We start from the raw sequence: 20,592 nt of genomic DNA, 5'->3' as shown, positions 1-20,592 counted from the left end.
CACACAAAAAGAGGTCAATGACCTCTTTTTGATTTGCTTCGGAAATATTTCCAATAAAGAGAGTAGGGAATGGGCAAACCAAGAATCAACCAAAAGCGATTGACAACAATGTCCGCCTTTCCTACCCTGTTAAAATGAATGGGGACCTGCTCTGGCAGCAGGCAGATAATCAGAAATATGATTACTGCTAAGAAAAACAAAACGAATAAATCTTTCTTTTTCATTAGCCATGGACCTCCTTAAAATATCCTTGTTTTATTAAATGCCTATAAAGGACGACAGCCAAAAGCAAAAGTCCAAGAGCTGAGATTCGCAGCGACATCTCCAAGTCCATACCAAATAGTAAGGAAAAGCAAAGAGGGAACACAAGAACCAAGATGCCAATTCCTCCAGACAAGATAGCCGAAAAACTTTGCTTAATAACAATCATTTCATTGTCCCAGATGAACTTAGGATAATGAAAATTGACCACAAGTCCCTGAAGAGCTGTAAATAGAGAATAAGGCAGTGAAATAAGGACCAAGTCCACTACTTGCAATCCTCCTAGCGAGAAACGCCAAACCAGAACAGGCAAGCCCAGCAGCAAGGCCACGAAATGTAAAGACACCGTCAAGGCCAGCTTTGCCATCATTATCTGCCTCATAGAAACCGGGAGCGTCTGAAGCAGCCAAATCTCTTCACCCTCTAAGGAAATACTGACAGCTGCAGGATTGGAAATACTGAGACAGCCAGCCAGTAATAGGGGTAAAAATTCTCGGCTATCGCTGAGTCCTATCGAAGAAAAGAGGACATCAGGACTCATAAAACAAAGTGAGATGGCTAAAACGATGATTAAAATAGTTCCCAGCCCACTATTGAGCATATAAAGATAGGAACTCACAAAATTCGCAAATTCTCTCCTATAAAGAGCCATAAAGGGAGACTTCTGCCAGCTTCTATAGACTTTGCTTTCTGACTTCACTCCTGTTATCATCTGATTCATTTTTAAATAATTTCTACTTAAATACCTTAGAAAAAGTCCTGTCAGCGCAAACGATATAAGCATCAACAAAAGGCTAGCCCACAAAAAATGCTGAGGGTTAAAAAACAAGCTTGCCGGAGGATAGAGAGAAGTCAGTTGCTTGGTAAGCAAGAGACCAACATTTTCTGCTGACATTCCTGCCCTCATAGCCCACATACTGCCTGTTGCCAGCCCCAAAAGCAAGAGAAGAGAAAAAAGGAAGGCAACTAGATTCTTATGAGGGGCCTTTGAGGCTATGTAGGCAACGCACAAGCCAAGTAAAGAGGCTAAACAGAGAGGTAAAAGAGGAATAAATCCCATTAAAAGCAGATAAAGAAGCAACTCCAACAAGGACGCACTATATCCAAACCAAACGAGGCCTGCTGGGAGCATGAGAAGGACGGCAAACACACTGTTTAAAAGATAAAGAAAAGCATATTTCTCATAGACGATTTCCCTAATACTGAGCGGCAATACAATGAGCCTTTCAAGTTCCTCTTGGTCAAACAAGATACCATTTGACTGCATCAGACTAAAAAAGAAAATAATAAAACTAACNAAGGCAATCATATAGGCTGGAATCAAATTTGCCTGCCCAAATCTTACCAAACTCAAAGCCGTCAAAAGGTTATAGCCTGAAAATAGCAAAACAAGCAAGAAGAGCAGGCCAAGCTTAAAATACTTGCCCAACCCTCGTCCTTTCCTTAAATCATTAAGCGAAAATGTGCTGTATAATTGTACTTTTAAAAGCAAAAGAATATTAGTCATCATCCTGTAACTCCATAAATACTTGTTCCAAACTGAATGTCCCCTTAACTTCAGAGGTTCTTCCATTAGCCACCAAACGTCCCTTTTGCAGAATTGCTACCTTATTGCAGAGTTCTTCCGCAACCTCTAAAACATGGGTAGAAAAGAAAATCGCATGCCCTTGACTGGCTAGCTCTCTCATGATCTGCTTAAAATAATAAGCACCTTTCGGATCTAAACCGACAAAAGGTTCATCTAAAATCAACAATTCTGGCTCATGCAAGAGGGCAGCTATTAGTGCCAATCGCTGCTTCATTCCATGTGAATAAGCTGATATCAACTGATCCAAAGACGTATCCAGCTCAAACATTTTAGAATACTTTTCTATAGCTGCTTGCCTCTTTTCCATAGAAACCCTATAAATGTCTGCTACAAAATCCAAAAACTGCCTTGCTGTCAGATTTTTATAAAGATCTGGGTTATCCGGCAGAAACGCCATCTTTTTCTTACAAAGCAAGGGCTCCTTCCTGATAGAGTGCCCGCAGATATAAATCTCCCCTTTATCAAAATCATGAATCCCCACAATGGACTTAATAGTGGATGTTTTACCTGCTCCATTGGCGCCGATGAAGCCATAAATATCTCCAGTCTCCACCATCAGACTAAGATCATCCACTGCCTTTTTACCGTTGCTATATACTTTTGTTAAATGTTCTATTTTTAACATGAATTTCTCCTTTTATTTAAACTTACATCTTGTCAGTGTTAGCCTAAAATTTTTTAAATATCAGGATTAAAAGATTGAAGATTTAAACTGACATTTTGTCAGTTCTATTTCTAAATAAAAGGCAGAAAACTGCCGATTATTCTAAAAAATAGATTCTTCTAATCCTAAGCTTCTTTCTAGGATTGCCTGGAAGCTGGTGAGATAATACTGAAAAGTCTCTGGTTTTTCCTGACTCATCTTGATATCATTGGACACAAAGACGTAGGCAGTCATGAGAAAAGAAGCCGTTTCATGCGGATATTTCAAATGAAAATCTCCAGATTTCTGACCTTCCTCCAAGATATGAGTAAAGAAAACAATCATCCGCTCACAGAGTCTATGATAAAAGCGATCCAAGACATAGCGATTTGTTTCTAAATTGNCGGTTTCCTGCAAGACTTGATTTTCCTGTGTTCTGCTCTCCTCTGGGATAAGGGTCGCCTCAATAAAAGTTCTGATTTTTTCCTTGGCTCCGACATTTGGCTGATAGCTGATTTTTTCTAGCTTTCTCAGCAAGGGCTCAGAGTTCTTTTCAATCAGACAATAGAGAATATCTTCCTTATCCTTAAAATGATAGTAAAGCAGGCCTCGAGAAATTCCAAGCTTATCAATAATGTCTTGAGTCCTTGTCTTTAGATAGCCCTTTTGGGCAAAGAGCTGCAAGGCTGCAGACATAATCTCCGCCCGCCGCACCTCTACTTCCTTGACATCACGCATGATTTCTGCCTCCTTGTGGTCAGTATAGCACTCCACTGACATTTTGTCAATGACAAAATAAAAAAACAGCAAGCTAGAGCCTGCTGTTAATCTAATTAGTCTTCATTTACGAAAGGCATCAAAGCCATTACGCGAGCGCGTTTGATAGCTGTTGTTACTTTACGTTGGTTTTTAGCTGAAGTTCCTGTTACACGACGAGGAAGGATTTTCCCACGTTCTGAAACGAAACGGCTAAGAAGCTCAGTATCTTTGTAATCAACATATTCAATTTTGTTCGCTGCGATGTAATCAACTTTTTTACGGCGTTTGAATCCGCCACGACGTTGTTGAGCCATGTGTTTTCTCCTTTATATTATAGTTAGATTCGGTCCTTAGAAAGGTAGATCGTCGTCTGAGATATCCATTGGGTTGGAATTGCCAAATGGGCTCTCATCACGAGAAAAGTTCGGTACTTGGTTAGACGAGTCTGCACTGCCATAACTTGGAGCAGAGCTGCCGCCGAAGCTGTTCCCACCGTAACCGCCAGATGACTGACCTTCACGATTAGAGCGACTTTCCAAGAGTTGGAAATTGTCCGCAACAACTTCTGTGACATAGACACGCTGGCCTTGCTGATTCTCGTAGTTACGCGTTTGAATACGGCCTGTAATTCCGATCAGGGCTCCTTTTTTAGCCCAATTTGCAAGATTTTCTGCCTGCTGACGCCAGATAACAACATTGATAAAGTCTGCTTCTCGCTCGCCACTTTGATTTTTAAAGTTGCGATTGACAGCCAGAGTAAATGTTGCGACCGCTTGGTTCTGCGGAGTATAGCGAAGCTCGGCATCACGGGTCATGCGACCCACCAGTACAACGTTATTAATCATAGTCTACCTTCTTAAGCGTCAAGTTTGACGATCATGTGACGAAGAATGTCAGCGTTGATTTTTGAAAGACGGTCAAACTCTTTAAGAGCTGCATCGTCGTTTGCTTCAACGTTAACGATGTGGTAAAGTCCTTCACGGAAATCTTGGATTTCGTATGCAAGACGACGTTTTTCCCAGTCTTTTGATTCAACAACAGTTGCACCATTGTCAGTCAAGATAGAGTCAAAGCGTGCTACCAAAGCGTTTTTAGCTTCTTCTTCAATGTTTGGACGAATAATATAAAGAATTTCGTATTTAGCCATTGATTTTTCCTCCTTTTGGTCTAATGACCCCAAGACTTTGCAAGGGGTAAGTGAGGTTTGCTCACAAATAACTATTATAGCAGACTTCCAGCAGAATGGCAAGGGAAAGTTTTGATATAAAGAAAACTCTCCCTGTCACCAGAGAGAGTCCGAAAAATACGATTCATTTTTAGAGAGGCTAGACAATTCTGCCTTGATCGACGACCAGTTTTCCAGCCTTGTAGACCTGATGGGTCAGGTTGGTCGCAAAGAAATAAAGTGGATAGTCAATATTCTTAGCGTCTAGGATGGTAATATCAGCCTGCTTGCCAGTGTCAAAGCTGCCAATCTTATCTTGTCGATTAACTGAGTAGGCCGCATTGATGGTTACAGCGTTAAGGACTTCCACTGGCGTCAGACGCATCATAAAGCAGCCTAGCTGCATGACGAACTGCAGGTTAGCTGTTGGACAAGAGCCTGGATTGCTGTCGGTAGTCAGAGTGATGGCCATACCAGCTTCCAGCATTTTGCGGGCTGGTGCATAGGTATCTTCCATCAGACTGAAGGTAGTTGCCGGCAGGAGATTCCCAATAACCTTGGCTTCCGCCATCTTGCGAATGCCTTCATCGGTCGCCACCATCAAGTGCTCTGCACTAGTTGCTCCTAGTTCAGCTGCGACATCTACTCCACCGATAGACTCGATTTCATCAGCATGGATACGAAGCTTGAAGCCCATTTCCTTAGCCTTGGAAAGTAAGTAACGTGACTCAGCCGCTGTAAAGACACCTTTTTCGCAGAAAATATCACAGAACTCAGCTAGATTTTCTGCCTTTACCCGAGGCAGCATTTCCTCGACGATGAGCTCCAGATATTCCTGAGAGCGTCCTTTATATTCTGGTGGGACGGCGTGGGCAGCCATAAAGGTAGAAACGAGGTCAATCTCATGGTCACGGTCTAAAGCCCCAACGACATCCAGCTGGCGCTTCTCTGTTTCCCAGTCCAGACCATAGCCACTCTTTGCCTCAACAGTCGTCACCCCATGCAGCAGCATATAGTCCAGCAGTCTCTTAGACTTATCATAGAGAGTGTCAAAAGAAGCTTCTCGAGTTGCTCGGACTGTACTGAGAATACCGCCGCCTTGAGCAAGAATTTCCAGATAAGGGACCCCGGCTAACTTCTTAGCAAATTCATGCTCCCGGCTGCCACCGTAGACCAAGTGAGTATGGCAGTCGATCAAACCAGGCGTAGCAATCTTGCCCTCATAAGACTGAATCTTAGTATCTGGTCCAACCAGACTGGCATCCGGCTCTCCGCTGCCAACTGCTAGGATTTTGCCGTCTTTGACTGCAATGTAGCCGTCCTCCAAGACCTGAGCTTCCTTCATCTCCTCGCCAAAAAGGGGATGTCCGAGATCCTTGGGACAGAAGACTTGATTAAAGTGAGTTAATAGTAAATCAGCAGTCATGCTTGTTCCTCCATTTCATTTTCCGACATATTTGCTTTTCATCATAATACACTATCGTCAAATTATAGTCAAAAGCTTGTAAAAGATAGGAGCCCCACTTTTTTTACTGTTTTTGTCATTTTCTTGACTCTTTATGGACGGGAGTCTTATAGAATGTAGGAGAAAGATATTTTACACTTGACTAAAAGGAGGATTTTTCATGTCATACTTTAGCGAAAATGAAATTGCAGCAGCAATGACCGTCAAATTAGACGATGTACTGCCTGAAAAAACAGTTTTCCAAGAAGGCATCCGTCGAGCACCTGACCGGGGCTTCCGTTTGACTCAAGCTCAAACCGAAATTGCTCTAAAAAATGCCCTTCGCTATATTCCAAAGAGATTCCATGAGGAAGTGATTCCAGAATTTCTGGAAGAACTGAAAACTCGCGGACGGATTTATGGCTACCGCTGGCGTCCAAAAGAACGCATCTACGGTAAACCAATTGACGAGTACAAAGGGAACTGTACTGCAGCCAAAGCTATGCAGGTTATGATTGACAACAACCTGAGCTTTGAAATCGCCCTTTATCCTTATGAATTGGTTACTTATGGGGAAACTGGATCTGTCTGCGCTAACTGGATGCAGTACAACCTCATCATGAAATACTTGGAAATCATGACCGACCATCAAACCTTGGTTGTGGAATCTGGCCACCCACTCGGACTCTTCAAATCTAAACCAGAAGCACCTCGTGTTATCATCACCAATGGCCTCTTGGTCGGTGAATATGACAACATGAAGGACTGGGAAATTGCAGAAGAAATGGGCGTGACCAACTATGGTCAAATGACAGCTGGCGGCTGGATGTACATCGGCCCTCAAGGTATCGTCCATGGTACTTTCAACACTCTCCTCAATGCTGGACGCTTGAAACTAGGTGTAGCTGATGATGGCGACCTGACAAGCAAACTCTTCATCTCTTCTGGTCTGGGCGGCATGAGTGGAGCTCAAGGGAAAGCAGCCGAAATTGCTAAAGCTGTAGCAATCGTGGCAGAAGTAGACTATTCTCGGATTGAAACTCGTCACTCTCAAGGATGGATTAGCCAATTAGCCGAAAGTCCGAAAGAAGCTATCGACTTGGCTCAAAAAGCTCTGGAAGCTGGCGAATCAACTTCTATCGCCTATCATGGTAACATCGTAGACCTCTTAGAATATGTCAACGAGAACAATATCCATGTAGATTTGCTGTCTGACCAAACTTCTTGCCACAATGTCTATGACGGCGGCTACTGTCCAGCTGGTATCAGCTTTGAAGAGCGGACTCGCCTCTTGGCTGAAGATAAGGAAACCTTTGCTAAGTTGGTTGACGAAACATTGGAACGTCACTTCAAGGCAATCAAGACCTTGACTAACAATGGCACTTACTTCTTTGACTACGGTAATGCCTTTATGAAGGCAGTCTATGACTCTGGCATCAAGGAAATTTCTAAGAATGGCTTTGATGATAAAGACGGCTTTATCTGGCCATCTTATGTAGAAGACATCATGGGTCCAATGCTCTTTGACTATGGCTACGGTCCTTTCCGTTGGGTATGTCTGAGCGGTAAGCACGAAGACCTAGTCGCTACTGACCATGCAGCCATGGAAGTCATCGACCCTAACCGCCGCTACCAAGACCGCGACAACTACAACTGGATCCGTGATGCAGAAAAGAACCAGTTGGTTGTTGGAACTCAGGCTCGCATTCTCTACCAAGACTGTATGGGCCGTGTCAATATTGCTCTCAAGTTCAATGAATTAGTACGCGAAGGCAAGATTGGTCCTGTCATGATCGGCCGTGACCACCACGACGTATCTGGTACCGACTCTCCATTCCGTGAAACTTCTAATATCAAGGACGGATCTAATGTCACTTGCGACATGGCTGTGCAATGTTATGCTGGTAATGCAGCTCGTGGTATGAGTTTGGTAGCTCTCCACAACGGTGGCGGAACTGGTATTGGTAAGTCTATCAACGGTGGCTTTGGCTTAGTACTGGACGGCAGCGAACGCATTGATGAAATCATCAAATCTGCTATCGCTTGGGATACAATCGGCGGAGTTGCTCGTCGTAACTGGGCTCGCAATGAGCATGCTATCGAAACAGCTATCGAGTACAACCGTCTCCACCAAGGAACAGACCACATCACCATTCCGTACTTAACTGACGAAGATTTGGTCAAAGAATCTGTTAAAAAGTTGTTCGAATAGAAAAAACTTGTCCCCCAACTTCCGACCTGAGCTGGGTATCAGCCTAGCTCAGGAGGAGGTTCTGCTTTATTAAGTTCATATTATAAATTAAAATTATTGATATCACGAGGTAATATCTTATGGCAAAAATTGTTGAATGTATTCCTAACTTTTCTGAAGGCCGCAACCAAGCGGTCATTGACGGTCTAGTGGAAACAGCTAAGAGCGTGCCAGGTGTAACACTTTTGGACCACTCTTCTGATGCCAGCCACAACCGCAGCGTCTTTACCTTGGTCGGCGACGATCAAAACATTCAGGAAGTTGCCTTTCGTTTGGTCAAATATGCTTCTGAAAACATTGACTTGACCAAGCACCAGGGCGAACACCCTCGTATGGGCGCAACTGATGTCCTGCCTTTTGTACCGATTAAGGACATCACAAGTGAGGAATGCGTAGAAATTGCGAAGACAGTATCTGAGCGAATCAACCGTGAGCTCGGTATTCCTATCTTCCTCTATGAAGATGCAGCGACTCGTCCAGAGCGTAAGAACTTGGCTAAGGTACGTAAGGGACAATTTGAAGGCATGCCAGAAAAACTCTTGGAACCTGACTGGGCGCCTGACTACGGTGAAAGAAAGATTCACCCAACTGCTGGTGTCACTGCTGTCGGTGCTAGAATGCCGCTCATCGCCTACAACATCAACTTGGATACAGACAATCTGGAAATTGCCAACAATATTGCCAAAATTATCCGTGGATCAAGCGGTGGCTACAAGTACTGTAAAGCTATCGGCGTTATGCTGGAAGACCGCAACATTGCCCAGGTTTCTATCAATATGGTTAATCTGGAAAAATTCCCACTCTATCGTGTCTTTGAAACTGTTCGCTTTGAAGCCAAGCGTTACGGAGTTGGAATCCTCGGCTCAGAAGTCATCGGTTTGGCTCCAGCCAAGGCTCTGATTGACGCAGCAGAATACTATCTGCAAATCGAAGACTTTGACTATGGCAAGCAAGTTCTGGAAAACCATTTGCTGGGCTAGGAGGGCAGAAACCTATGAAATTAGTAGATTTAAGTTTGACAGAATTTGCCCAAGTCCTAGGCTCAGACGCTCCTGCACCAGGAGGCGGCTCTGCCGCTGCTCTTTCAGCAGCTAACGGGATTTCCCTAACCAAAATGGTCTGTGAATTAACCCTTGGCAAGAAAAAATACACAGAATTTGAAGCAGAAATTGCTCAAGTGCATGCAGAAAGCGCCTGCCTGCAAGAAAGCCTGCTCGCTGCTATCGACAAGGACACTGAAGCCTTCAATCTGGTCTCCGCCGTCTTTGATATGCCTAAGGAAACAGAGGAAGATAAGGCTGCTCGTCGGGAAGCTATGCAGCAAGCCCTCAAGGAAGCGACCAAGTCACCTTATGGCATGATGGAAGACATCTTGGCTGCCCTGCAAACAACTCAAAAGGCTGTCGGTAAGTCCAATACCAATGCTGCCAGCGACCTGGGGGTAGCAGCTCTCAACCTTAAGGCTGGTCTGCAAGGGGCTTGGCTCAATGTCCTCATAAATCTGTCAGGTGTCAAGGATGAAGCATTCGTCGCAGACTACCGCAGCAAGGGTGAAGAGCTCCTACAAAAAGGCTGCGCTCTAGCCGATGAAATTTATCAAGAAATTTTGAAAGTTGTCTAATAGATAAACGGAAGAGAAGTCTGCTCTTTCCCATGGATGGACTTCCTTTTCTCAAGAGGTAACAATATGGTTTTATCAGATATTGAAATTGCGAATTCGGTTCAAATGAAGCCCATCAAAGAGGTGGCAGAAAAGCTAGGAATTGCTGAAGATGCCTTGTCTCTTTATGGAAATTACAAGGCAAAAATCAGTGCCGGCCAACTGGAAGCCTTAAAAGACAAGCCAGACGGCAAACTGATTCTCGTGACAGCTATTTCTCCGACACCAGCAGGAGAAGGCAAGACAACGACTTCTGTCGGATTGGTCGATGCTTTAGCTGCTATCGGTAAAAAAGCCGTTATCGCTCTGCGTGAACCTTCACTCGGACCTGTCTTTGGTATCAAGGGCGGAGCTGCTGGCGGTGGTCACGCCCAGGTTGTACCCATGGAGGACATCAATCTCCACTTCACTGGTGACTTTCATGCCATCGGTGTTGCCAACAACCTACTAGCGGCCCTCATTGATAACCACATTCACCATGGCAATGCCTTAGGTATCGATTCTCGCCGCATCACTTGGAAGCGGGCAGTGGATATGAATGACCGGCAACTGCGCCACATCGTAGACGGCTTGCAAGGTAAAGTCAACGGTGTTCCGCGTGAAGATGGTTTTGACATTACAGTTGCTTCTGAGGTTATGGCTATTCTCTGTCTGTCAGAAAATATCACTGACCTCAAGAACCGTTTGGAAAAGATTATCATTGGCTACAGCTTTGACGGTAAACCAGTAACTGCCAAGGATCTGAAAGCTGGCGGCGCTATGGCTGCTGTGCTCAAAGACGCTATCCATCCAAACTTGGTTCAAACTCTGGAACACACACCAGCCTTGATTCACGGCGGACCTTTCGCCAACATTGCCCATGGTTGTAACAGTGTTCTGGCTACCAAACTGGCTCTCAAATATGGTGACTATGCAGTCACCGAAGCTGGTTTCGGTGCTGACCTGGGTGCTGAAAAATTCATTGATATCAAGTGTCGTACATCTGGCCTTCGTCCATCGGCTGTAGTTCTGGTTGCTACCATCCGCGCTCTCAAGATGCACGGTGGTGTGGCTAAGAGTGATTTGGCTGAAGAAAATGTCCAAGCTGTTGTAGACGGACTGCCGAACTTAGAAAAACATCTGGAAAACATTCAAGATGTTTATGGATTGCCAGCAGTCGTTGCCATCAATAAATTCCCGCTGGATACCGAAGCAGAATTGCAAGCAGTTTATGACGCCTGCCAAAAACGCGGAGTTGACGTAGTGATTTCCGACGTTTGGGCAAATGGCGGAGCCGGCGGTAAAGAGTTGGCTGAAAAAGTCGTTGAACTGGCCGAAGGAGACAATCACTTCCAATTTGTATATAATGAAGAAGACTCCATTGAGACCAAGCTCAACAAAATTGTTACTAAGGTCTATGGAGGCAAGGGCGTTCGCCTGACACCTGCCGCTAAACGTGAGCTCAAACAACTGGAAGAGCTGGGCTTCTCCAACTATCCTATCTGTATGGCTAAGACTCAGTACTCCTTCTCAGACGATGCTAAGAAACTAGGCGCACCTAAAGACTTTGTTGTGACTATCAGCCAGCTCAAAGTTTCTGCTGGTGCAGGCTTCATCGTCGCTCTGACAGGTGCTATCATGACCATGCCTGGCTTGCCTAAGGCACCAGCCAGCGAAAAGATTGATGTTGACAAAGACGGCAATATCAGCGGTTTGTTCTAATAAATACCAAAAATGACAAATGTAACCCTTTTAAGAGCAAACGATTTTCAAGTTTCCGATTGGTCGGGGGGAAAGACTAAACAGCTTTATCTTTCCCCACCAACTGGCCACTATGGCAAGCGTGACTTTGACTATCGACTCTCAACAGCGACTGTGGAGTTGGCTGAAAGTCAGTTTTCTGACCTCAGCGGCTTTCACCGTATTCTCATGAGCCTGGACCACACACTTCATCTCCACAATGCCAGCCGGCAGGAGGAAACGGTTCTAGCTCCCTTTACTCCCTATTTCTTCGAAGGGAGTGATTCTATCACAAGTCGTGGAACTTGTACCGACTTTAACTTAATATACAGCGACCATTATCAGGGACAGATGATTGCCGTCTTCAATGAGCAAGAGCTTAGCCGAGATGACGAAATTCAATTTATTTATGCCTTAGAGGATCTGACGGTGACGGGAACAAACCTGCCAGCACTTAACCTAGAGGCAGAGCAGCTTCTGATAGTGGAAAAAGAGACTCAGGAAACTGAGCTGCATATAATGTTTTCGAGTAACCAGCCAAAGGGCGCTCCCCTCGCTATTTGGGCTGGTTTGACCTACATCCCTACTAAGTAAAGATACCATAATGCCTTGTCACCATTCTATCTTTACTTGGAGAGGATCGCCATATCTCTAAAGGAGAAACATTATTATGGATGCAACTAAACTCACTGCACAAGAACAAGAACAGGAAAAAGCGAAATTTAGCTTTTCCGGTGCAACTCTCTACGGTATCAATGCCGTTATCGGTTCGGGTATTTTCCTCCTACCGCAAAAGATTTATAAAGGACTTGGTCCTGCCTCTCTGGCTGTCATGCTTGGAACAGCACTCCTCGTTATTCTCTTAGCCGTCTGCTTGGCAGAAACTGCTGGTTATTTTAACAAGAACGGTGGAGCCTTCCAATATTCCAAAGCAGCCTTTGGAGACTTCATTGGATTTAACGTTGGTTTCCTAGGCTGGGTCGTAACTGGTATTGCCTGGTCAGCTATGGCTGCTGGTTTTGCCCGACTCTTTGTCATTACCTTCCCAGCTTTCACTCCTTACGAGCGTTTGCTTAGTATCGCTTTGATTATCTTGCTCAGCTTAATGAACATTGCTGGTTTGAAGACCTCAAAAATTTTCACACTCACTGCAACTGTAGCTAAGTTAATCCCAATCATTGCCTTTGCAGCATGTGCTATCTTCTTTATCAAAGGCGGAGTAGATAAAGGAAATTTCACTCCTTTCCTACAGCTTGAACCTGGAACCAATGTCATGACTGCCATTGCCAACACAGCTGTCTATATCTTCTACGGCTTCATTGGATTTGAAACTATGTCTATCGTTGCCGGTGAAATGCGCAACCCAGAAAAGAATGTGCCTCGGGCTATCTTGGGCTCTATCAGTATTGTATCTGTTCTATATATGTTGATTATCGCTGGAACCATCGCTATGCTGGGTAGCCGTATCTTGCAAACAGATGCTTCTGTACAAGATGCTTTTGTCGAAATGATCGGCCCTGCAGGCGCTTGGATTGTTTCTATCGGTGCCCTCATCTCTATCGCAGGTCTTAATATCGGGGAATCCATCATGGTACCGCGTTTTGGAGCAGCTATCGCAGAAGAAGGCTTGCTGCCTAAGAAAATTGCAGAAACCAATGCTAAAAACGCTCCTGTAGTTGCTATCTTAATCTCTGGAGCATTCTCAATCGCTCTGCTCTTCTCTGGAAAATTTGAAGAATTGGCTACCCTCAGCGTGGTCTTCCGTTTCTTCCAATACATCCCAACTGCCTTGGCGGTCTTGAAACTCAGAAAAATGTATCCAGAAAAGAAGGTTGTCTTCCGCGTACCATTCGGCCCTGTCATCCCTATCCTAGCTGTTGTTGTCAGCCTGGTTATGATTGTAGCTGATAATCCGATGAACGTCGTTTATGGTGTCATTGGAGCCGCTGTTGCCAGCTTAGTATACTTCTTTATGCACGGCCGAAAAAAGGTTCCTACTAACCCTGACTAACTCTAAGCATTATATCCCATCATGGAGGATTTTACATGTCAAAATTGATTCACTTAGACGGAAACAGTCTAACACTTGAAGATGTTATCGCAGTAGCCCGACATGGAGCCACCTGCGAAATCAACCAAGAAGCTAAGAAAGCTGTAGAAGCTTCCCGCAAAATCGTGGATGACATCGTCCGCGAAAAGCGGGTAGTCTACGGTGTTACAACTGGATTTGGCTCTCTCTGCAATGTCAGCATCTCACCAGAAGATACGACGCAGCTGCAAGAAAACCTAATCCGTACACACTCTTCAGGCTATGGCGATCCTCTACCTGAAGATGCCGTCCGCGCTATCATGCTAATCCGGATTAATTCCTTGGTAAAGGGCTATTCTGGCATTCGTCTCTCTACTGTCGAAAAGCTCCTAGAATTGCTCAATAAAGGCGTAGTCCCTTACATTCCGGAAAAAGGATCTTTGGGAGCTTCTGGAGATTTAGCACCGCTGGCTCACATGGTTCTGCCTATGTTAGGACTGGGGCGCGCTTACTATCAAGGTGAATTGCTCTCTGGACAAGAAGCATTGGACAAGGCCGGTATCGAGAAAATTGCTCTAGCAGCTAAGGAAGGGTTGGCGCTGATTAACGGTACGACTGTCCTGACAGGTATCGGAGCCCTGGCTACCTACGATGCCATCCAGCTGCTTAAACTGTCAGATGTCGCTGGCGCTCTTTCCATGGAAGTCCATAATGGTATTACCAGTCCATTTGAAGAAGACTTACACACCATTCGACCTCAGAGCGGTCAGCTAGCTACAGCCCGCAATATCCGCAACCTTCTGGAAGGCAGTGGCAACACAACCGTAGCCACTCAACAACGGGTCCAAGACCCTTACACCCTGCGTTGTATTCCGCAGATTCATGGTGCCAGCAAGGACTCTATCGCTTATGTGAAAACTAAAGTTGAGATTGAAATCAACTCCGTCACAGACAATCCTATTATCACCAAGGAAGGCCATGTTATTTCAGGCGGTAACTTCCACGGTGAACCAATGGCTCAGCCATTCGACTTCCTCGGCATCGCTATTTCTGAAATCGGAAATGTATCCGAGCGTCGTGTAGAACGTTTGGTCAACAGCCAACTGAGCAAGCTTCCATCCTTCTTAGTCAAACACCCAGGACTCAACTCTGGCTTTATGATTACCCAGTATGCTTGTGCTTCACTCGCATCTGAAAACAAAGTTCTGTCTCATCCAGCCAGCGTAGACTCTATCCCATCTTGTGAAAACCAAGAAGACTTTGTCAGCATGGGAACTACTGCAGCACGTAAGGCAGCTGAAATTCTTAAGAATTCTCGCCGCATCGTGGCAACAGAAATCATGGCAGCCTGCCAAGCTCTAGATCTGAAACCAGAAAATCATGAACTAGGCAAGGGAACCAAGCCAGCTTATGACCTCTTCCGTCAGCATGTCCGCTTTATCGAGTTTGATAAGGACATTGAAATCTACGAAGAGCTCAACAAGGCTTCTGAGCTGATTGAAAACGAAGAATTCCTAGCAGCCGTTGAAAAGGCTGTGGACTTGAGCATTCAGTTTTAAAGTTGATGACTCTATAAAAAACTAACCTAAGAAGCCCACTCTCATGCAGCTGGGCTTCTTTTCCCGCCAAAAGTCATTGACAGGCTTGGTGGAAACTCTTATAATAAAGTCGCAAATATCGTTATGGAAAAGGACAAAATCATGTTAGAAGATTACTATCAGCTAGATAACAGCTATTATCATAAGAGACTGGATGATGATTTATATGCTGCCAAATGGGGGATGGTTATTGAGTTTTTGGACTTAAATGACCCTAACTTAAAACCTTTTGATGGCGTCAACTTTGCCTTGATTGGCTTCAAGAGTGATAAAGGGGTTTATATCAACCATGGCCGAGTGGGGGCTGTCGAAGGGCCACAAGCTATCCGAACCCAGCTGGCCAAGCTTCCTTGGCATCTGGGCAGAAACGTCCGCGTCTTTGATGTTGGCGATATTGACGGTCCTAACCGCTCTCTGGAGCAGCTACAGCAAAGCTTGGCTCGAGCAGTCAAACGCCTGCGAGAGCTCAATCTCCGGCCTATTGTCCTAGGGGGTGGCCACGAAACAGCCTACGGCCACTATCTGGGTCTAAAGTCGTCACTAGCTCCTGACCAAGACTTGGCCGTTATCAATATGGATGCCCACTTTGATTTGCGTCCCTATGACCAGACTGGTCCTAACTCTGGTACCGGTTTTCGCCAGATGTTCGATGACACTCTGGCTCAGAAACAGGCCTTTAACTACCTTATCCTAGGGATTCAGGAGCACAATAACAATCTCTTTCTCTTTGACTTTGTGGCAAAATCCAAGGCTATCCAGTTTCTGACTGGAATGGATATTTACCAAATGGGTTACAAGGAAGTCTGTAAAGCGGTCGATACCTTTCTAGCCGGCAAGGAGCAGGTCTATTTGACCATTGATATTGACTGCTTCTCAGCTGGTGCTGCTCCTGGTGTTAGTGCCATTCAGTCGCTCGGTGTGGATCCCAATCTAGCTGTTCTGGTCTTCCAGCACATCGCTGCGTCAGGCAAGCTGATAGGCTTTGACATCGTCGAAGTCTCTCCACCTCATGATATTGACAACCATACGGCTAATTTGGCTGCCAGCTTTGTCTTTTACCTGACCCAAGTCTGGGCGCAAGCACATGATTGATGGACATTTAAAAACTTCATTACAAACATCAAAAGAGGATGAACTCTATGTTCGTCCTCTTTTATTTTTTGTTTAATGCCAGAGATAGGCCTTGGCGTAAGTTTTCTAATTCCTTTAGCTGGTGACGATCTCGATAAGGATTGAGCTGTCTTTTAGCCGTTTCATAGTAGGAATCAAAGTCCTGAGCCAGTAAGCCTTCAAAGGCAGACTCCTCTATGCTTCCAGTCAGCAGGCGATACTTAATCACAGCCATCAGATAGTAGATTAGCCCCTTGTCCCGCGGATTGCCATAGCGACTAATGAGGCTATCCTTTTTCCGCAGCAGGTCAAGGACCGGCTGGAAATCTCCCTTCTCACAGCCAATCAAGGCCAAATACACTTCCAACTGGGTCTCTTTCCAAGGGAAACTGAGGGACTTCAGAGCTGTTTTAGCCTTGAAGAAAATCCGCTCCGCCTGCTCATAATCTCCCAGTTGATAATAGGTCATACCCAAGCCGATGTAAAAAGCAAAAATCGAAGGCTCCGCTGTTTTATTTTCCGTCAGCTCAATGGCCTCCTTCTGATGAGCCAGAGCTGTCGTGAAATTCCCGCGAATCTGCTCAATCTCCGCCAGATAGTCTAGAGCCGCCGCAATCTGAATTGAATACTTGGAACGCAGCGAAGACGTCAGGCTGAAACAATCAATAGACTGGTAGAGATGGTGAAGCGACTGCTCCTCATCTCCAATCATGAGATGATAGAGCCCCTTGAGTCGGAGATTGATAGCAATGGCCTCGTGATTGTTGGCCTGGACCGAAGCATCTAGAGCCAACTCCGTATAGTAACGCATCTCAGAGATATTCTCCGTCTGGATGCAGTAATAAATCATCTGCCGATAGCCTTCTAGGAGAAAATCCATCTGCTGCAGCTCCTTGGCTGAAATAATCACCTGCTGGATATTGTCCATTCCCTGCTGGTAATTCCCCGTCCGGATAGCATAGCGCCCTTCTAGATAGAGAAAGCGGAGAACCAATAGCTGAAAATCCTTGTGATTCTGATGTTTTCTCTCTAAGCCCTCTATCTCCCGACGGATACGGTCAAACTGGTCTAAAACTGCGGACTGATTGCTATCATCCGTCTTTTCGATAAAACCAAACTCCCGTGAATAAATCGGAAAGAGCTCGTGATGAAACTTCAGAGTAGCTTCGAGATAATGCAGCTCGTACTCCAGAGACTTGATGGGCTGCTTGGACATCTTGTAGTGATAGGCGATTTCATTGAGCAACTGAGCATGATAGAGAGAGTCTCCCAGCTGGTCTTCCATGCCTTGGGCAATCTGATGATGCAGCATTCGCTTCTTGGCAAGCGACAAGCGCTCATAGGCGTAGATTCTCAAAAGCTCCTGACTGAACCGCACTACCAAGTCCTCGCCCTGCTCCTCTTCCATCAATAGCTGCTTCCGTCCAAACTCCTCAGTGGTTTCGACCACTTCTTCCATCGGCAGGCCTAATAACCTAGCTAAGAGCGAAACCGACGCAGGAGCCCTAAAACAAGCCAGATAGTCCACCAACTCCTCTTCTTGACTGCTCAGGTAATCCAGCTTCAAGGACAGCTTAGCCTTGATGGCCGGAGTCAGCGGATGAAACTTCTCTCCTCGTAGGAGCTGCTCAGCGTATTCCGACAGGAAGAAAGGGATGCCTTGGCTGACCCGATAAATATCCTCAAGGCGTTCTTCAGATATGGCTAACTGACCTGTCTGGGCTTGCAAGTAAGCTGCACTATCCTTAAAATTCAGCGGCTGCAGCTCGATAAATCCCAGCTTATTGCGTACCAGCAGGTGATTGAAAAAATGTTCCAAATAAGAAGGGGTGCTCAGATGCTTGGTCAGCACAAAGGCCACAGGATAGCCGGTCAAATGATTCATAACCTGCTCTAGGACAGCAACGCTGTACTTATCCATCCAGTGACAGTCCTCAATCAAGATTATCAAAGCTTTTTTCTTAGAAATCTTCTGCAGAATATCCACGACAAACTGAGCCAGCTTGTCCGCATCCAACTGAAGACCAGAAGTGCCGCCTGTCAAAATGGGAAAATAACTCTCCAAAATGACCTGCCACTGACTGATAGAGAGAATCTGGTGCTGAATAACCAAGTCCCCCAGGCCGTCCAGCAAACCACGCCAAGGCTGGAGCTCTGACTTCATCTCTTCCTTGAAGCACTCGGCCATAACAATCTGGAAATACTTGGTCTGGTTGGCCAGTACTTGACGAGTCACTGTCCGCTTTCCAATACCAGTACCACCGACTAGAACCAGAGCACGAGCCTCCTGAGTCTCTATCACTTTAGAGAAATAAGATTCCAAGCGTTTGATTTCATCGACCCGTCCGAAAAAGTGGTCCGTATTACGCAGAAACTGCTTAGTCTTGCGCTCGCTACGGTCCTTGGCAAGCACTTCATGATATAGTTGCTGGATAGGTTCCGTAGGACTAATACCCAGTTCCTTATCCAAAATATTGACCAATTTGTAGTAGGTCTCTATCACCTTGCCAGGCCGGTCATTATCCTGATAGAGCTTCATGAGCAGATGATAGTTCTTCTCGTCAAACTCATCAATGCTGATCAAGCGGCGCAAATTCCGCTCAGCCTCTTTCAAATCCAGCTGGTCTTTTTCTGTTTCCATCTGTTGGTAGCAGGCCTGGATATAAAGCTGCTCATATCGCGTCCGCATCTTAGACACCCAGTAATCAAAAGCCTCGCTATCCTTGAGATAGAAGCCCTGCAGAAAATCACCCTGATAGAGAGACAGATGCTCCGCAGGATGATCCGTAAAAAGTTCTACATCACTTTCAATCGCACACTCGGGATTAAGCGACAGAACAGTTCGGTTGGGAGCGACAATCCATTCCCCACCTAGTAGCTTGTTAGCTTGATAAATTGTATTGCGCAGATTCTTTTTGGCGGTCTGATTGTCCTTGTTTTCCCAGAGGATTCCTGCAATCTCCTCTCGATTGACTGCTCCATTGATGTGGAGATAGTAAAGCAGAGCATTGATTTTGGCAAAAGGAAAAAAGACTTCCTCTTGATTGAGAAAGACACTCGGACTTCCCAGCAATTTCAACCTCAACAGATCTTTCGTCATGCAAACGCCTCCAAGAAACCTTATAGAACTAATATAAACAAAAAGAGACAGTTTGGCAAGTAAAGTATTATACCAGCCCTTAATTTCCAGTTTTTAAATTGGTTTTATTTAGGATTTTTTTGTTATACTAGGATGAAAATAAAATTTTAGAAAGTTACTTATGAAGAAAAATATTGTTCTTTTCATTTTTCTCCTTCTGAGCGCGATTGGCTTAGAATACGAGACACAAGCCTATACTACTGGCAGTATGTCAGGTACTTCCTATGGGATTGTCGGACTGTCAGCCCTTCTGGCCTTGCTCTATATCATCCCTGCCCTGCTCTTGATTCGCCAACTGGGCAAAAAATGGCAGACGCCTGCACTTAGCCTTGGGGTAGCTCTGCTAGGTGGTCTTTTCATTTCTGGCTGGACCTCTGGCTTGGCCAACACCTATATCCACGAGTGGGTCAGCACGAGCTTCCCAAACACCTTGCTCAGTGACCTAGAAAATGCCATCGCAGCTCCGCTGGTTGAAGAACCCCTTAAGCTGTTGGCAGTTGCCTTCGCTGTCTATCTAGTCCCAGTCAAAAAGCTCAAATCTTTCTTGATGCTGGGTATAACGGCCGGCATGGGCTTTCAGATTAGCGAAGATTTCTCTTATATCCTCTCTGACCTGCCCGAAGGCTTCTCCTTCACCATCTCTGGGATTCTAGGACGTATCACTGGCGGCATTGCCTCTCACTGGCTCTACACCGCCCTAACCACTCTCGGTCTGGCTCTCATGCTACGCTATGCCAAAACTCAGAAAAATTATTTCCGAGTGGGGCTCTTCTACTTCCTAGCAGCCTTCGTTCTCCACTTCTTCTGGAATTCACCGCTGACTGCTATCGAAACGGACATCCCAATCATCGTACCTGCCATGACTGCTCTGGCTGTCTTTATCTTTTACCAAGCCTACCGAACAGCCCATAAAATCGACCAAGAAGAATTGGAAGTGGAATAATATCAAAAAAACGACCGTTATGGTCGTTTTTTCGTTGCAGGAAAATATTTTCCCAATATTTATATTTGAATCATAGTAATAGATTGCCAACATTTGAATTTTCTAGTTTTTATAAGTATATACATAAATCACCTTTCATACTCTATAATTCATCCCACAACTTCACCTCAACCCCTCTTCCCATCGCATTTCTACCACATTCTACCTCTGCTCTTTCCTTAAAAAAATGTTAACATTTTCTTAAAACTAACTTATATTAGGAATTTTTAAGCCACAGTCTGTA

Annotated in this window: 18 protein-coding genes; 9 read left to right on the top strand and 9 right to left on the bottom strand. The window is 45.2% G+C overall.

All coding sequences use genetic code 11. From position 1 onward, the window contains the following. Positions 1–14 precede the first annotated feature (14 nt). From D8886_RS00990 to hutI, 8 genes are all read right to left on the bottom strand, one after another. Positions 15–224 carry a DUF1648 domain-containing protein gene (locus D8886_RS00990; protein ID WP_002901380.1) on the bottom strand — a complete coding sequence of 70 codons (210 nt, stop codon included), beginning with the start codon at positions 222–224 and terminating at the stop codon, positions 15–17. After that, positions 224–1,834, bottom strand: a complete 1,611-nt coding sequence (locus D8886_RS00985; protein WP_125433952.1) for an ABC transporter permease — start codon at positions 1,832–1,834, stop codon at positions 224–226. Before D8886_RS00985 ends, D8886_RS00990 begins: the two co-directional genes overlap by 1 nt. Further along, positions 1,761–2,474, bottom strand: a complete 714-nt coding sequence (locus D8886_RS00980; RefSeq protein WP_002901384.1) for an ABC transporter ATP-binding protein — start codon at positions 2,472–2,474, stop codon at positions 1,761–1,763. Before D8886_RS00980 ends, D8886_RS00985 begins: the two co-directional genes overlap by 74 nt. A gap of 141 nt (positions 2,475–2,615) precedes the next feature. Continuing rightward, positions 2,616–3,272, bottom strand: coding sequence for a TetR/AcrR family transcriptional regulator (locus D8886_RS00975; RefSeq protein ID WP_185761217.1), 657 nt, complete (start codon positions 3,270–3,272; stop codon positions 2,616–2,618). A gap of 53 nt (positions 3,273–3,325) precedes the next feature. Further along, the gene (rpsR, locus tag D8886_RS00970; protein WP_000068664.1) at positions 3,326–3,565 is read right to left on the bottom strand and encodes a 30S ribosomal protein S18; all 240 of its coding nucleotides are present in this window, start codon (positions 3,563–3,565) and stop codon (positions 3,326–3,328) included. A gap of 36 nt (positions 3,566–3,601) precedes the next feature. Continuing rightward, positions 3,602–4,096 carry a single-stranded DNA-binding protein gene (locus D8886_RS00965; protein WP_002896496.1) on the bottom strand — a complete coding sequence of 165 codons (495 nt, stop codon included), beginning with the start codon at positions 4,094–4,096 and terminating at the stop codon, positions 3,602–3,604. Between the two features lie 11 nt (positions 4,097–4,107). Beyond that, a complete protein-coding gene (rpsF, locus tag D8886_RS00960; protein ID WP_002896497.1) occupies positions 4,108–4,398 on the bottom strand; it encodes a 30S ribosomal protein S6 in 291 nt (96 codons plus the stop codon). 178 nt (positions 4,399–4,576) lie between these two features. After that, positions 4,577–5,842: an imidazolonepropionase gene (gene hutI, locus D8886_RS00955; RefSeq protein ID WP_125433950.1), complete on the bottom strand. Its 1,266-nt coding sequence runs from the start codon at positions 5,840–5,842 to the stop codon at positions 4,577–4,579. A gap of 199 nt (positions 5,843–6,041) precedes the next feature. On the opposite strand from hutI, the gene hutU reads away from it, so the two are divergent. The 8 genes from hutU to hutG all read left to right on the top strand — a co-directional run bounded on the left by hutU (position 6,042) and on the right by hutG (position 16,209). Continuing rightward, complete coding sequence (gene hutU / locus D8886_RS00950) at positions 6,042–8,072, top strand: urocanate hydratase (RefSeq protein WP_125356083.1); 2,031 nt, start codon at positions 6,042–6,044, stop codon at positions 8,070–8,072. A 119-nt stretch (positions 8,073–8,191) separates the two neighbouring features. Further along, entirely contained in the window at positions 8,192–9,091 is a 900-nt protein-coding gene (gene ftcD, locus D8886_RS00945; protein WP_002907222.1) for a glutamate formimidoyltransferase, read from the top strand. Between the two features lie 14 nt (positions 9,092–9,105). Continuing rightward, positions 9,106–9,732 (top strand): cyclodeaminase/cyclohydrolase family protein, encoded by a 627-nt coding sequence (locus D8886_RS00940; protein ID WP_125340400.1) that lies wholly within the window; start codon positions 9,106–9,108, stop codon positions 9,730–9,732. Between the two features lie 66 nt (positions 9,733–9,798). After that, complete coding sequence (locus D8886_RS00935) at positions 9,799–11,472, top strand: formate--tetrahydrofolate ligase (RefSeq protein ID WP_125433949.1); 1,674 nt, start codon at positions 9,799–9,801, stop codon at positions 11,470–11,472. A 12-nt stretch (positions 11,473–11,484) separates the two neighbouring features. Next, the gene (locus D8886_RS00930; RefSeq protein WP_125433948.1) at positions 11,485–12,084 is read left to right on the top strand and encodes a HutD/Ves family protein; all 600 of its coding nucleotides are present in this window, start codon (positions 11,485–11,487) and stop codon (positions 12,082–12,084) included. A 76-nt stretch (positions 12,085–12,160) separates the two neighbouring features. Next, positions 12,161–13,501, top strand: coding sequence for an APC family permease (locus tag D8886_RS00925; protein ID WP_125433947.1), 1,341 nt, complete (start codon positions 12,161–12,163; stop codon positions 13,499–13,501). Between the two features lie 35 nt (positions 13,502–13,536). Then, a complete protein-coding gene (hutH, locus tag D8886_RS00920) occupies positions 13,537–15,078 on the top strand; it encodes a histidine ammonia-lyase (protein WP_125433946.1) in 1,542 nt (513 codons plus the stop codon). Positions 15,079–15,219: 141 nt separating this feature from the next. Further along, a complete protein-coding gene (hutG, locus tag D8886_RS00915) occupies positions 15,220–16,209 on the top strand; it encodes a formimidoylglutamase (protein ID WP_125433945.1) in 990 nt (329 codons plus the stop codon). 61 nt (positions 16,210–16,270) lie between these two features. Here the strand turns inward: hutG and D8886_RS00910 are convergent, their stop codons facing one another. Beyond that, a complete protein-coding gene (locus D8886_RS00910; protein WP_125433944.1) occupies positions 16,271–19,327 on the bottom strand; it encodes an ATP-binding protein in 3,057 nt (1,018 codons plus the stop codon). A gap of 160 nt (positions 19,328–19,487) precedes the next feature. Here D8886_RS00910 and D8886_RS00905 point away from each other — a divergent pair, with 160 nt between their 5' ends. Further along, positions 19,488–20,309 (top strand): PrsW family intramembrane metalloprotease, encoded by an 822-nt coding sequence (locus D8886_RS00905; RefSeq protein ID WP_002914347.1) that lies wholly within the window; start codon positions 19,488–19,490, stop codon positions 20,307–20,309. Positions 20,310–20,592: the final 283 nt, after the last annotated feature.

The organism is Streptococcus sanguinis (genome assembly GCF_003943655.1).
GTDB lineage: Bacteria > Bacillota > Bacilli > Lactobacillales > Streptococcaceae > Streptococcus > Streptococcus sanguinis_F.
This window is presented reverse-complemented; position numbering and strand designations above follow the sequence as displayed.